Here is a 12,627-nt window from a genome sequence, read left to right on the forward strand (position 1 = left end):
TGATGCGGCAGGCGTTGGGAAGGGCCCGTCTATAATTGCCCGCATCCTCGCCTCGACCCGGAATTATGCACGCACCGTATTCGCTCCAGGCGCTGGACGCGCGCCGCTCGGTCCCCTCCAAACAGTTGGGCGAACCCGGCCCGGATGACGACACCCTGCTGCGCATGCTCACCTCGGCAGTGCGCGTGCCCGACCACGGCAAGCTGGTGCCGTTCCGCTTCTTGCGCATCGGCGGCGATGCACGCCAGGCACTGGGCGATTTCCTGGCCGAGCGCAGCCTGGCCGCCGACCCGCTGACGCCGCCCGCAGCGGTCGAAAAAGACCGCAACCGTTTCAACGATGCGCCGCTGGTGATCGTGGTGATCGCCGCGCTGCGCCCCGGGCACAAGGTGCCCGAGCAGGAACAGCTGCTCACCGCCGGCTGCGTGTGTTTTGCGCTGCTGCAGGCCGCGCAGGCGCATGGCTTCGGCGCGCAGTGGCTGACCGCATGGATGGCCTACGATCCGGCGGTGACCGGCTACCTGGGCCTGGAGCAGAACGAGCGCATCGCCGGTTTCATCCATATCGGCACCCCGCGCATGCAGGTGCCCGAGCGCGAGCGCCCGGACCCGCGTGCGCTGCTGCGCGACTGGACCCCGTGACCACGCACACCACTACGCTTGCGGGCGCGCCGCTGGCGATCAGTCGCCCGACGCCGCTGTATCTGGTCGATGCCAGCCTATACGTGTTCCGCGCCTGGCATTCGATCCCGGACGAATTCCAGGATGCGCAAGGCTGGCCGACCAATGCCGTGCACGGCTTTGCGCGCTTCCTGCTCGACCTGCTCGAACGCGAGGACCCGGAGCACATCACCATCGCCTTCGACGAGGCCCTGGACAGCTGTTTTCGGCATGCGCTCTACCCGGCCTACAAAGGCAATCGCACCCCGGCACCGGATGCGTTGCGGCGCCAGTTCGCGCATTGCAAGGCGCTGTGCGCGGCATTGGGCCTGAACGTGCTGGCGCACCGCGATTACGAGGCCGACGATCTGATCGGCAGCGCCTTGCACAGCGTGCGTGCGCACGGCCTGCGCGGAGTGATCGTGTCGGCCGACAAGGATCTGTCGCAGCTGCTGCTCGAGCACGACGAGCAATGGGATTACGCGCGCAACCTGCGTTGGGGCATGGACGGGGTCAAGGCGCGCCACGGTGTGCATGCCCATCAGATCGCCGACTACCTGGCGCTGTGCGGCGATGCGATCGACAACATTCCCGGCGTCACCGGCATCGGCGCCAAATCCGCGGCGGTGCTGCTGGCGCATTTCGGCAGCCTGGACGCCTTGCTGGAACGCATCGACGAAATCCCGTTCCTGCGCCTGCGCGGCGCGGCGCAGATGGCCGCGCGCCTGCGCGAGCAACGCGAACACGCCCTGCTGTGGCGTCAGCTCACCACCATCGCACTCGACGCGCCGTTGGCGCTGACCGATGCCGGTTTCACGCGCGCGCAAGCCGATACCGACATGCTGGGCGGATTGTGCGAAAGCCTGCGCTTCGGCCCGCTCACCCGGCGCCGGTTGCTGGCCGCGTGCGGCGGCGCGCCGGCACCGCGCACTCCCGTTTCCCTGGAACAAGGTCTGCATCCATGAACCGACACGACACCCCGCCCACCGTGGTCTACGAAGGCAAGTACCAGCGCATGGTCGTGCGCGGCACCTGGGAATATTCCGAACGCGTGCATGCCGGCGGCCTGGCAGCGATCATCGTGGCGGTGACCCCGGACGATGCGATGTTGTTCGTCGAACAGTTCCGCGTGCCGCTGCAGGCACGCACCATCGAAATGCCGGCCGGCCTGGTCGGCGACGTGCATGCCGACGAGTCGATCGAACTATCGGCCATTCGCGAGTTGGAAGAAGAAACCGGCTGGACCGCCGAGCATGCCGAAGTGCTGATGATCGGCCCGACCTCGGCCGGCGCCAGCAGCGAGAAGATCGCCTTCGTGCGCGCCACCGGCCTGCGCAAGGTCGGTGCAGGCGGCGGCGATGCCAGCGAGGACATCACCGTGCACCAGATCCCGCGCGCCCAGGTCGGCGCATGGCTGGTGCAGAAGATGGCCGAGGGCTATCAGATGGACCCCAAGCTGTGGGCCGGGCTGTATCTGGTCGATCACGCACTGGATGGCACCCCGCGTGGCTGAAGCGACAGTCGCCCGCCTGCTGGGCGCCGAAGATCCCGCAACATTCAGCGTGCACAACCCGCAGGCCGCCTCGCCGTGGCTGTTGATCGCCGACCACGCCGGTCAGCGCGTGCCGGCGCGGCTGGCCAGTCTCGGCTTGCCGCAGCACGAACTGGACCGCCATATCGGCTGGGATATCGGCATTGCCGAGGTCACCCGTTTGCTGGCCGACGCGCTGGATGCCATCGCCATCGCGCAGACCTATTCGCGCCTGGTGATCGACTGCAATCGCCCGCATGGGTCGGCCACGCTGATGCCCGAGGTCAGCGACGACACATCGATTCCCGGCAATCTGCAGCTGTCGGCAAACGATCGGCAGCAGCGCATCGACGCGATCTTCGCGCCGTACCACGCGCGCATCGCGGCGGAACTGGATGCACGTGCGCAGCGCAAGCAACCGACCGTGCTGGTATCGATGCACAGCTTCACACCGATCATGGCCGGCAATGCGCGGCCCTGGCATGCCGGCGTGCTGTACAACCGCGACACCCGGCTGGCGCACCGGCTACTACAGGCATTGCGCAACGAGCCGGATCTGGTGGTCGGCGACAACCAGCCCTACGCAATCAGCGACACCAGCGACTACGCGATTCCGGTCCACGGCGAAGGCCGCGGCCTGCTGCATGTGGAGCTAGAACTGCGCCAGGACCTGATTGCCGATGCGGCTGGGCAACAGGCGTGGGCACAGCGCCTGGCACGCATCCTGCCGCCGCTGGCGGATGCGCTGCTGCCGCACTGAAACCGGCAATCACCGTAGGAGCGCGCTTGCGCGCGATGGGGCGTTATCGGTAACGCCTTATCGCGCGCAAGCGCGCTCCTACGGGGCATGCGGCGGCCGCGCTGATCCGCAGCCTCGGTGACGACGGTTGCCTCGTAGGAGCGCACCCGGGCGCGACAGGCCGTCCCGTTACCCTACGTCGCGCCCGGGTGCGCTCCTACCGCTGGCGCGCGAGCGCTGCTGCAGCTTCCCGTGCACGCTCCCGGTTGCGCTCAGGCAAAGCCATCGGTTGCGCGCACCAGCGCATCGACATTTTCCGGCTCGAATCCGGAATGGCCGGAGGCTGCGCTGACCTGCAGCTGCGCCTTCGGCCACACCTTGTGCAGGTCCCAGGCGCTTTGCAGCGGACAGACCACGTCATAGCGGCCGTGCACGATCACGCCGGGGATGTCGGCGATGCGGTGCGCGTCGCGCAACAGCTGGTCTTCGACCTCGAAGAAACCGCCGTTGACGAAGTAGTGGTTCTCGATGCGCGCGAACGCCAGTGCGAAATGCGCGTCCTCATGCCCGGTGACGAAATCGGCGTCCACATGCAGGAAGCTGGTGGCACCTTCCCACACGCTCCACGCCTTGGCCGCGGCCAGACGCGTGGCTTCGTCGTCGCTGGTCAGGCGGCGATGGAAGGCCGAGATCAGATCGGCGCGTTCCACCGCCGGAATGGCGTTGACGTAATGCTCCCAGGCATCGGGAAACAGCCGGCTGGCGCCTTGCTGATAGAACCATTCCAGCTCGAAACGGCGCAGCAGGAAGATGCCGCGCAGCACCAGCTCGGTGACCTGCTGCGGATGGGTCTGCGCATAGGCCAGCGCCAGCGTCGAGCCCCAGCTGCCGCCGAACACCTGCCAGCGCGCGATGCCCAGGTGTTCGCGCAAGCGCTCGATATCGGCGACCAGGTCCCAGGTGGTGTTGTTCACCAGATCGGCATGCGGGGTGGAGCGGCCTGCGCCGCGCTGATCGAACAGCACGATGCGGTACTTGGCCGGGTCGTGGAAGCGCCGCATCTTGTCGTTGCAACCGCCGCCGGGGCCGCCGTGCAGCATCACCACCGGCTTGCCCTGCGGATTGCCGCACTGTTCGAAATACAGGGTGTGGCGGTCGTCGACCTGGAGGGTGCCGTGGTCGTAAGGGCTGATCTCGGGATAGAGCGTGCGCATGCGTCGGTCCTGCGGGAAACCGCTAGTGTATCGGCAGCCGGCGCACGCACGCGGACGCCCCCACGTGCTCGACCGAGGCCTGGCGCACGGCGATGCGCGAAGGCTTGGAGCGACTAACAAGACTCCTGCGCGCACCGCCAGGCAGGCACGGTCGGCGCTCGGAATCGGCATGTCCCACGCGTGCACTCCGGGCCCGTCCACACCGACGACCGCTTGCTAAGCGTTGTCGGCCGCGCCTAGCCCGCAGAGGGCGACCAGCCCCCCAACGTCACCCGATCGCGCTGTTCCAGGTCCCGATGGGTTGCCACTGCATCGAAACCACGCGCCCGCAGCAGCCCCGCCACCGCCGCGCCCTGGTCCCAGCCGTGTTCGAGCAGCAGCCAGCCGCCGGGCAGCAGATGCGCAGGCGCATCGGCGACGATCAGGCGGATGTCGTCCAGCCCATCGGGGCCGGACGCTAGCGCACTGGCCGGCTCGTAACGCAGATCGCCCTCGCCCAGATGCGGATCCTGCGCGGCGATATACGGCGGGTTGCTGGCGATCAGATCGAAGCGCTCTCCGGCCAGCGGCGCGAACCAGCTGCCCTGCCGGCAGTCGACATTGCGCAACAGGTGGCTGTCGGCATTGCGCCGGGCAACCGCCAGCGCCGCCGCACTGGCATCGGTGGCGATCACCTGTGCCTGCGGCCGCTCGCTGGCGATCGCCAGCGCGATCGCGCCGCTACCGGTGCCCAGATCGGCGACACGGCGGCCAGGCAGGCCGTCCAGGCGCTCAAGTGCCAGCTCGACCAGCAGCTCGGTGTCGGCGCGCGGGATCAGCGTGGCAGCGGAGACCGCCAGCTCCAGCGTCCAGAACCCACGGGTGCCGGTCAGATACGCCACCGGTTCGCCGGCCTGGCGCCGCTGTACCAGCGCCTCGAACGCCTGCGCGACAGACATGTCGACCGGATCGCGGCCATGCGCGAACAGCCACGCGCGGTCGCGGCCGAGCGCGTGCAGCAGCAGCGGCTCGGCATCGCTGCGGTCGATCCGTTCGACTGCCCGCCGCAACAGCTGCTCGGCGGCAAGACCGGCGGGGTCTTCGCTCATACGGATCATTCACTCATGCGCAACATCGGCCCACCATTATCGGAGATGGAATCGGCCCCTGCAGCAGCAGACGCCGTCTGCGGACTCGATAGTCACAGCCTATCTATACAATTCCATCAATCGATTTGAGAAATCTATCGATCCTACCTACCATGGCGACTGTTCCATCCCCCGCCCCCTTCATCGCACGAGGAAACTCAATGTCTCTCATCAACACCCAGGTCCAGCCGTTCAAGGCCAATGCGTATCACAACGGCAACTTCATCGAAGTCACCGAAGCCAGCCTGAAGGGCAAGTGGTCGGTGCTGATCTTCATGCCGGCCGCCTTCACCTTCAATTGCCCGACCGAAGTGGAAGACGCCGCCGACAACTATGCCGCGTTCCAGAAGGCAGGCGCCGAGGTCTACATCGTCACCACCGATACGCACTTCTCGCACAAGGTGTGGCACGAAACCTCCCCGGCCGTGGGCAAGGCGCAGTTCCCGCTGATCGGTGACCCGACCCACAAGCTGACCCGCGCGTTCGGCGTGCATATCGAAGAAGAAGGCTTGGCCCTGCGCGGCACCTTCATCATCAACCCGGAAGGCGTGATCAAGACCCTCGAGATCCACGACAACTCGATCGCCCGCGACGTCACCGAGACGCTGCGCAAGCTGACCGCTGCCCAGTTCGTCGCCAACAACCCTGGCCAGGTCTGCCCGGCAAAGTGGAAGGAAGGCGCCAAGACCCTGGCTCCGTCGCTGGACCTGGTCGGCAAGATCTAAACCGACCATCCCCTTCCGGCCTGTCGTCAGGCCGGAAGGACATCTCCGGCCCAGCACTGGGCCGGGGGTGAACCGGAGCCGGTGCCGGGCTGCCCGCCAGCCATCGCCAGCACGCATTCCCGACATCGCGCCGGCTGCGGTTCATCCCCTCCTCCCCGGCGACCTGCCCCACCGCAGCGACGCCACGCCCTCCCCTTGCCCATTCCCAGGAGTTTTCCATGTTGGATGCCAACCTCAAGACCCAGCTGACCGCCTACCTGGAACGGGTCACCCGGCCGATCCAGATCAATGCCTCGATCGACGAGAGCGCCGGCTCGCGCGAGATGCTCGACCTGCTCGAGGATCTGGTCCTGCTGTCGGACAAGATCAGCCTGGACCTCCACCGCGACGACAACCAGCGCAAGCCCTCGTTCGCGCTGACCACGCCTGGCCAGGACATCTCGCTGCGCTTTGCCGGCCTGCCGATGGGCCACGAGTTCACCTCGCTGGTGCTGGCGCTGCTGCAGGTGGGCGGACACCCGTCCAAGGCTGCCGCCGATGTGATCGAGCAGGTGCAGCATCTGGATGGCGACTACCAGTTCGAGACCTACTTCTCGCTGTCGTGCCAGAACTGCCCGGACGTGGTGCAGGCGCTGAATCTTGCCGCCGTGCTCAACCCGCGCATCAAGCACGTGGCCATCGACGGCGCGTGGTTCCAGGACGAGGTCGAGACCCGCCAGATCATGTCAGTGCCCACCGTGTACCTGAACGGCGAGCTGTTCGACCAGGGCCGCATGACGCTGGAGCAGATCGTCGCCAAGCTCGATACCAATGCCGCCAAGCGCGACGCCGCCAAGATCGCGGCCAAGGACGCCTTCGACGTGCTGGTGGTCGGCGGTGGCCCGGCCGGCTCGGCAGCAGCCGTCTATGCCGCACGCAAGGGCATCCGCACCGGCGTGGCGGCCGAGCGTTTCGGTGGCCAGGTGCTGGACACCATGTCGATCGAAAACTTCATCTCGGTGCCGGAGACCGAGGGCCCGAAGATGGCCGCCGCGCTCGAGCAGCACGTGCGCCAGTACGACGTAGACATCATGAACCTGCAGCGCGCCGAGCAGCTGATCCCGGCCGGTGCCGATGGCCTGATCGAGATCAAGCTGGCCAATGGCGCCTCGCTCAGGAGCAGGACCGTGATCCTGTCCACCGGCGCGCGCTGGAGGCAGATGAACGTGCCGGGCGAAGACCAGTACAAGAACAAGGGCGTCGCCTATTGCCCGCATTGCGATGGCCCGCTGTTCAAGGGCAAGCGCGTGGCGGTGATCGGCGGCGGCAATTCGGGCGTCGAGGCCGCGATCGATCTGGCCGGTATCGTGGCGCATGTGACGCTGGTGGAGTTCGACGACAAGCTGCGCGCCGACGAAGTGCTGCAACGCAAGCTGCGCAGCCTGCACAACGTGCGCATCATCACCAGCGCGCAGACCACCGAAGTGCTGGGCGATGGGCAGAAGGTCACCGGCCTGGTCTACAAGGACCGCACCGGCGGCGACATCCAGCACGTGGATCTGGAAGGCGTGTTCGTACAGATCGGCCTGCTGCCCAACACCGAATTCCTCAAGGGCTCGGTGGCGTTGTCGCCGCGCGGCGAGATCATCGTCGACGACCGCGGCCAGACCAATGTTGCGGGTGTATTCGCTGCAGGCGACGCCACCACGGTGCCGTACAAGCAGATCGTGATCGCGATGGGCGAAGGTTCCAAGGCTGCATTGAGCGCGTTCGATTACCTGATCCGCTCCAGCGCACCGGTCAGCGCCGACAATGTCGCCCAGGCTGCGTAAGCGCACTGGAGCCACCGCCCGGCCACGCCGGGCGCTAAGCTCCAGGCCTACCCCGTCACCGCAATGAGGGCTGCTGCACATGAATCTGCGTGACCTGAAATATCTGGTCGCCCTGGCCGACCACAAGCATTTCGGCCGCGCTGCGACGGCCTGTTTCGTCAGTCAACCGACGCTGTCCACACAGATCAAGAAACTCGAAGACGAGCTCGGCGTACCGCTGGTGGAACGTGCGCCGCGCAAGGTGATGCTGACCCCCGCCGGCCGCGAAGCGGCGATGCGCGCACGCGGCATCGTGGCCGAAGTGGAACAGATGAAGGAAGCCGCGCGGCGCAGCCAGGATCCGGAAGCGGGCACCGTGCGGCTGGGCATCTTTCCCACCCTGGCGCCGTATCTGTTGCCGCACGTGGTGCCGCAGATCCGCGAGCGGTTCCCGCGCCTGGAACTGCTGCTGATCGAGGAAAAAAGCGATCAACTGGTGCACCAGCTGCGCGAAGGCCGTCTGGACGCGGCGCTGCTCGCACTGCCGTTGCAGGATGAGCAGCTGCATGCCGAATTCCTGTTCGAGGAGCCCTTCGTGCTGGCCGTGCCGGAAGGTCATCCGCTGTCGCGCCACGACAGCATGACGCTGGACGATCTGTCCGAGCAGCGGCTGTTGCTGCTGGAAGATGGCCACTGCCTGCGCGAACAGGCACTGGATGTCTGCCATCTTGCCGGTGCCCTGGAAAAATCCGAATTCCAGGCCACCAGCCTGGAGACGCTGCGCCAGATGGTGGCCGCCAACGTCGGTGTGACCTTGCTGCCGCTGCTGGCGGTCAAACCGCCGGTCGCACGCTCGGAAAACATTCGCCTGATCCGTTTCCGCGCAGACAAGCAACCCAGCCGCCGCATCGCCATGGCCTGGCGCCGCAGCTCGGCCATGACCGCATTTCTCGAGCACCTGGCGCAGTTGTTCAAGGAACTGCCGGACAGCCTGTTCACGTTGGACCAGCTGGCGACCGCTCCCAAGGCGGTTGCGGCCTGAGGAGTCGGGAGTCGGGAGTCGGGAGTCGGGAGTCGGGAATCGGGAATCGGGAATCGGGAAATCGTTTCACGGCTGCGGTCGCTTTGCGTGATGTTTTTTCACCTGCTTCTCGGACATAAGCGACGCGCAAGCGTCGTTTTTTGTTTCGCTGATGGTGACGGCGCGATGTCTCTGGAAGCACATGGCGGCTGCGGCGTCATTGGCGCGCGGCGGACTCAGACGGGCAACTTCAAGTCAGCAGCTTGTCGCTGGGTGGTGGCGCGCACCCGGGCGCTGCAACCCTGCCGTGCTTGCCTGATGCCCTGGCCACGGCCCGCAACTGGTAGTGCCGCGCCTGCCTCGCCCGACCCATGCCGTGCACTGCGCCATCTCGCCATGCATTGCGATCGGGCAGCGGCGCCCTCATCTGGGCAGTGAGGCTTGCCATGTTGGCGAGCCGTCATCGTCAAGGAGATTGCCATGACTTCGCAGCACCATAGCGGCTTGCCGCCGTCCATCCTGGTTTCCAGCCATGACCTCGCCCGGCTTGAGGCCCTGCTCGACTCCCCTGCTTTCAACAAGCACCCGGCCGCCACCGCGCTGAGTGATGAACTGGGCCGCGCACGCGTCGTGCCGCCCGACCAGATTCCAGGCGATGTCGTCACCATGCACTCCCGCATCGATTGCGAAGATGAGCTGCATGGCGAACGGCATACGCTCACCCTTGTGTATCCGCACGAAGCCGATGTGCAGCACGGCCGCATCTCGGTGCTGGCGCCGGTCGGCAGTGCGCTGCTCGGCCTGTCAGTCGGTCAGCGCATCGACTGGCGCACGCCCGACGGGCGTGACCTGCGTCTGCGTGTCAGCGCCGTGCACGATCAACATGCATTGGCCGGCGCCTGACTTCCCACGCCAGGCGCGCTACCGTAGCGCGCTGCGTCCTATCCACGACCCGTTCCACGATTCGAGAGAACCCGCATGACTGCTCCCTCCAAGCTTGCTCAGTTGCGTGACCTGTCCGTTGTCGTTGCCGACACCGGCGACTACGACGCCATCAAGCGTCTGAAGCCGGTCGACTGCACCACCAACCCCACCCTGGTCAAGAAAGCATTGGACCTGCCGGTGTATGCCGATCTGATCGAGCGCGAACTGGCTTGGGGCCGCGAACACGGCGGGGAAGACCGCACAGCCACCGTCAACGAAGTGGCCGACCGCCTCACCATTGGCGTCGGTGTCAAGCTGGCCGAACTGGTGCCGGGCCGGGTCTCCACCGAAGTCGATGCCGATCTGGCACACGACACCGAGGAGACCGTCGCCAAGGCGCGCAAGTTCATCGCGATGTACGCCGAGCGTGGCGTGTCCAAGGACAAGATCCTGATCAAGATCGCGGCCACCTGGGAAGGCATCGAAGCGGCCCGCCAGCTGCAGCGCGAAGGCATCGACTGCAACCTGACCCTGATCTTCAACCGGTCGCAGGCGCTGGCCTGTGCTGAAGCAGGTGTGTTCCTGATCTCGCCGTTCGTCGGCCGCATCCTGGATTACTACGTTGCCCAGGGGCAGACCCCGGCCAGCATCGACGAAGACCCGGGCGTGGTGTTCGTGCGCACGGTCTACACCGAGTTCAAGCAGCGTGGCTCGTCCACCGTGGTGATGGGCGCCTCGTTCCGCTCCACCGCGCAGATCGAAGCGCTGGCCGGTTGCGATCGTCTGACCATCTCGCCGGAGCTGCTGGAAAAGCTCGACGCCGAACACGGGCAGCTGCCGCGCAAGCTCTCGCCTGCGCAGGCCGGCAACGCGCAGATCACCCCGATCGACAGCGACAGCTTCGCTACCGATCTGGCGGCCGACCCGATGGCCACCGAAAAGCTGGCCAGCGGCATCGACGCCTTCGCCAAGGATCTGCAGGCACTGCGCAAGACCATCACCGACAAGCTCGCCGGCTGATTGCAGCGCCGCGGTTCGCGCCAACGACGCCTGCAGCCTATCTGCTGTAGGCGTTCTGGTTTTTGCAGTCTGGCTGCGCAGCAAGCTGCGGCCACGACGCGCAAGCAACGCGGGCCGGCGATGCTGGCGTTGGGAACTGCGGCTAGTACTCGCTAGGCACCGCTGAGCTCGTGGGCGCGTTGACGCCTGCGCAGCCGCCACTGAGCTGCCATGCGCCCGTTTTGGTCTGATCGGCGCGCGCATCGACGCCGCTCTCCACACTTCGCTTACATCCATCGGACCGGCACTGCCTAGAATCCGGGGTTTCTCAACTGGCGTAGCGGACAATGGCAAACATTGCAGTGGTGATGGTCGACGGCGTGGCCGATTGGGAAATTGGCGTCGTCCTGCCGGCGGCGCGCGAATGGTTCGGCGACCAGGTCGCCATCGCCAGCATCGATGGTCAGCCGGTGCAGTCGATCGGCGGGCTGCGCATCACCCCGGACTTCGCCCTCTCCGATCTGGCGCCGCTGGACGCCGATCTCTGGATCCTGCCCGGCAGCGAGCGTTGGCAGGCCGGCGAAATCCCCGGCCTGAGCGGCCTGCTGGTCGAGCGCGTGCAGCACCAGCGGCCGGTCGCCGCGATCTGCGGTGCCACCATCGCCCTGGCCTATGCCGGCCTGCTCGACGAACGCGCGCATACCAGCAACGCGCTGGCCTTCTTGCAGGAACACGTGGTGCCTTACGCCGGTGCTGCGCAATACCGGCACGAAAAGGTCGTGACCGCCGATGGCGTGATCACCGCACCCGGCACCAGTCCGGTCGGCTTTGCGCTTGCCTGCATGCGGCTGCTGCATCCGGAACGCACCGACATGCTCGCCCAGTTGCGCGGCATGTTCGCCGGTGAGTTCGTCTGATTCAGCCGAGCTGATGCGGCGTATCTGGAGCGACGCATTCGGTTCGCCGCACTGATCTGCATTGCAGATCCGCCGCACGCACGCCCTCGCGACCGCTGTACGCAAAAAGATGGCCACGTCGTCTCCGACGTCGCCATTCAAGTGGCCTGGCATGCACTGCCATGCGCTGCCTGATCGTGATAATCCTGCCGGTCACTGTTGGCCATCGGCACGCCGCCACGATCACGTGGATGACAGCGCTTCAATCCGGCCCGCCTTTCCGTCAGGCATCCAGCCCGATCGGGCAACTCACGCCCGTTCCGCCAAGCCCGCAGTAGCCATTGGGATGCTTGGCGAGATATTGCTGGTGATCGTCTTCGGCGTAATAGAACGTGGGCGCCGGGAAACGGATCTCCGTGGTGATCGCGCCATACCCGGCTGCATCCAGTTGCTGCTGATACGCATCGCGGCTGGCAAGCGCGGCGTCGTATTGCGCCGGTGTCGTGCAATAGATCGCAGAGCGGTACTGCGTGCCGACATCGTTGCCCTGCTGCATGCCCTGGGTGGGGTCGTGGCTTTCCCAGAACGTACGCAGCAATTGCGCAAACGACACCGTCTCTGCGTCATAGACCACCAGTACCGCCTCTGTATGGCCGGTCTGCCCGGAACACACTTCGCCGTAGGTGGCGTTGGGTGTTTCGCCGCCGGCATAACCCACCGCCGTGGTGTACACCCCTGGCAGGTTCCAGAACTTGCGTTCTGCACCCCAGAAGCAGCCAAGCCCGAACTGCACCTGGGCCAGGCCGGTGAACTCCCCGCGCAACGGATGGCCGTTGATCAGGTGCGTGTTGTGGAGCGGTAGTGCCTGCTCGCGTCCGGGTAACGCCTCGCCCGGACGTGGCATGCGTTGTTTGAAAGCGCCGATTCCCAGCATGGTGCAACTCCGCAATCGTGAGGATTGCCTGCTGGATGGCGCCTGCCGTAGCGGCTTTCAAGCCACTA

General features: G+C 66.2%; 13 protein-coding genes and 1 other RNA gene. 11 read left to right on the forward strand and 3 right to left on the reverse strand.

Annotation, left to right across the window (positions count from 1 at the left end):
* Positions 1 to 65 precede the first annotated feature (65 nt).
* From XaplCFBP3123_RS04705 to XaplCFBP3123_RS04720, 4 genes are read left to right on the forward strand one after another with little or no spacing between them, the layout of a single operon-like run.
* Entirely contained in the window at positions 66 to 641 is a 576-nt protein-coding gene (locus tag XaplCFBP3123_RS04705) for a nitroreductase family protein (RefSeq protein WP_104532951.1), read from the forward strand.
* On the forward strand, positions 629 to 1,624 hold the full coding sequence (locus tag XaplCFBP3123_RS04710) for a 5'-3' exonuclease (RefSeq protein WP_429001614.1): 996 nt from the start codon (positions 629 to 631) through the stop codon (positions 1,622 to 1,624). The genes XaplCFBP3123_RS04705 and XaplCFBP3123_RS04710 overlap by 13 nt, the downstream gene beginning before the upstream one ends.
* Positions 1,621 to 2,172 (forward strand): NUDIX hydrolase, encoded by a 552-nt coding sequence (locus XaplCFBP3123_RS04715; protein WP_172453079.1) that lies wholly within the window; start codon positions 1,621 to 1,623, stop codon positions 2,170 to 2,172. The genes XaplCFBP3123_RS04710 and XaplCFBP3123_RS04715 overlap by 4 nt, the downstream gene beginning before the upstream one ends.
* The gene (locus XaplCFBP3123_RS04720; protein ID WP_104532954.1) at positions 2,153 to 2,950 is read left to right on the forward strand and encodes an N-formylglutamate amidohydrolase; all 798 of its coding nucleotides are present in this window, start codon (positions 2,153 to 2,155) and stop codon (positions 2,948 to 2,950) included. Before XaplCFBP3123_RS04715 ends, XaplCFBP3123_RS04720 begins: the two co-directional genes overlap by 20 nt.
* A 251-nt stretch (positions 2,951 to 3,201) precedes the next feature.
* Here XaplCFBP3123_RS04720 and pip read toward each other — a convergent pair whose 3' ends face one another.
* Positions 3,202 to 4,143 carry a prolyl aminopeptidase gene (pip, locus tag XaplCFBP3123_RS04725; RefSeq protein WP_104532955.1) on the reverse strand — a complete coding sequence of 314 codons (942 nt, stop codon included), beginning with the start codon at positions 4,141 to 4,143 and terminating at the stop codon, positions 3,202 to 3,204.
* A 169-nt stretch (positions 4,144 to 4,312) separates the two neighbouring features.
* Here pip and XaplCFBP3123_RS04730 point away from each other — a divergent pair.
* Positions 4,313 to 4,375: non-coding RNA, sX9 sRNA (locus tag XaplCFBP3123_RS04730), on the forward strand.
* 4 nt (positions 4,376 to 4,379) lie between these two features.
* On the opposite strand, the gene prmC is transcribed toward XaplCFBP3123_RS04730, so the two are convergent.
* Positions 4,380 to 5,231, reverse strand: a complete 852-nt coding sequence (gene prmC / locus XaplCFBP3123_RS04735; RefSeq protein WP_104532956.1) for a peptide chain release factor N(5)-glutamine methyltransferase — start codon at positions 5,229 to 5,231, stop codon at positions 4,380 to 4,382.
* A gap of 200 nt (positions 5,232 to 5,431) precedes the next feature.
* On the opposite strand from prmC, the gene ahpC reads away from it, so the two are divergent.
* The 6 genes from ahpC to XaplCFBP3123_RS04765 all read left to right on the forward strand — a co-directional run bounded on the left by ahpC (position 5,432) and on the right by XaplCFBP3123_RS04765 (position 11,646).
* A complete protein-coding gene (ahpC, locus tag XaplCFBP3123_RS04740) occupies positions 5,432 to 5,995 on the forward strand; it encodes an alkyl hydroperoxide reductase subunit C (RefSeq protein WP_003488826.1) in 564 nt (187 codons plus the stop codon).
* 218 nt (positions 5,996 to 6,213) lie between these two features.
* Positions 6,214 to 7,806, forward strand: a complete 1,593-nt coding sequence (gene ahpF, locus XaplCFBP3123_RS04745) for an alkyl hydroperoxide reductase subunit F (protein WP_104532957.1) — start codon at positions 6,214 to 6,216, stop codon at positions 7,804 to 7,806.
* A 79-nt stretch (positions 7,807 to 7,885) separates the two neighbouring features.
* Positions 7,886 to 8,827: a LysR substrate-binding domain-containing protein gene (locus XaplCFBP3123_RS04750; protein WP_104532958.1), complete on the forward strand. Its 942-nt coding sequence runs from the start codon at positions 7,886 to 7,888 to the stop codon at positions 8,825 to 8,827.
* Positions 8,828 to 9,286: 459 nt separating this feature from the next.
* Positions 9,287 to 9,709, forward strand: coding sequence for a nucleoside diphosphate kinase regulator (gene rnk / locus XaplCFBP3123_RS04755; protein ID WP_104532959.1), 423 nt, complete (start codon positions 9,287 to 9,289; stop codon positions 9,707 to 9,709).
* Between the two features lie 75 nt (positions 9,710 to 9,784).
* Positions 9,785 to 10,750, forward strand: coding sequence for a transaldolase (locus XaplCFBP3123_RS04760; RefSeq protein WP_104532960.1), 966 nt, complete (start codon positions 9,785 to 9,787; stop codon positions 10,748 to 10,750).
* 326 nt (positions 10,751 to 11,076) lie between these two features.
* A complete protein-coding gene (locus tag XaplCFBP3123_RS04765; RefSeq protein WP_104532961.1) occupies positions 11,077 to 11,646 on the forward strand; it encodes a type 1 glutamine amidotransferase family protein in 570 nt (189 codons plus the stop codon).
* 262 nt (positions 11,647 to 11,908) lie between these two features.
* On the opposite strand, the gene msrA is transcribed toward XaplCFBP3123_RS04765, so the two are convergent.
* Complete coding sequence (gene msrA, locus XaplCFBP3123_RS04770; protein ID WP_104532962.1) at positions 11,909 to 12,559, reverse strand: peptide-methionine (S)-S-oxide reductase MsrA; 651 nt, start codon at positions 12,557 to 12,559, stop codon at positions 11,909 to 11,911.
* Positions 12,560 to 12,627 lie beyond the last annotated feature (68 nt).

This window comes from Xanthomonas arboricola pv. populi (genome assembly GCF_002939945.1).
GTDB classification, from domain to species: Bacteria; Pseudomonadota; Gammaproteobacteria; order Xanthomonadales; family Xanthomonadaceae; genus Xanthomonas; species Xanthomonas arboricola_A.

Coding starts and splice junctions, on each gene's coding strand:
- msrA (WP_104532962.1), bottom strand. CDS start 12,559: ATGCTGGGAATCGGCGCTTTCAAACAACGCATGCCACGTCCGGGCGAG.
- XaplCFBP3123_RS04705 (WP_104532951.1), top strand. CDS start 66: ATGCACGCACCGTATTCGCTCCAGGCGCTGGACGCGCGCCGCTCGGTC.
- XaplCFBP3123_RS04720 (WP_104532954.1), top strand. CDS start 2,153: ATGGCACCCCGCGTGGCTGAAGCGACAGTCGCCCGCCTGCTGGGCGCC.
- ahpC (WP_003488826.1), top strand. CDS start 5,432: ATGTCTCTCATCAACACCCAGGTCCAGCCGTTCAAGGCCAATGCGTAT.
- XaplCFBP3123_RS04750 (WP_104532958.1), top strand. CDS start 7,886: ATGAATCTGCGTGACCTGAAATATCTGGTCGCCCTGGCCGACCACAAG.
- rnk (WP_104532959.1), top strand. CDS start 9,287: ATGACTTCGCAGCACCATAGCGGCTTGCCGCCGTCCATCCTGGTTTCC.
- ahpF (WP_104532957.1), top strand. CDS start 6,214: ATGTTGGATGCCAACCTCAAGACCCAGCTGACCGCCTACCTGGAACGG.
- pip (WP_104532955.1), bottom strand. CDS start 4,143: ATGCGCACGCTCTATCCCGAGATCAGCCCTTACGACCACGGCACCCTC.
- XaplCFBP3123_RS04765 (WP_104532961.1), top strand. CDS start 11,077: ATGGCAAACATTGCAGTGGTGATGGTCGACGGCGTGGCCGATTGGGAA.
- XaplCFBP3123_RS04715 (WP_172453079.1), top strand. CDS start 1,621: ATGAACCGACACGACACCCCGCCCACCGTGGTCTACGAAGGCAAGTAC.
- XaplCFBP3123_RS04760 (WP_104532960.1), top strand. CDS start 9,785: ATGACTGCTCCCTCCAAGCTTGCTCAGTTGCGTGACCTGTCCGTTGTC.
- prmC (WP_104532956.1), bottom strand. CDS start 5,231: ATGAGCGAAGACCCCGCCGGTCTTGCCGCCGAGCAGCTGTTGCGGCGG.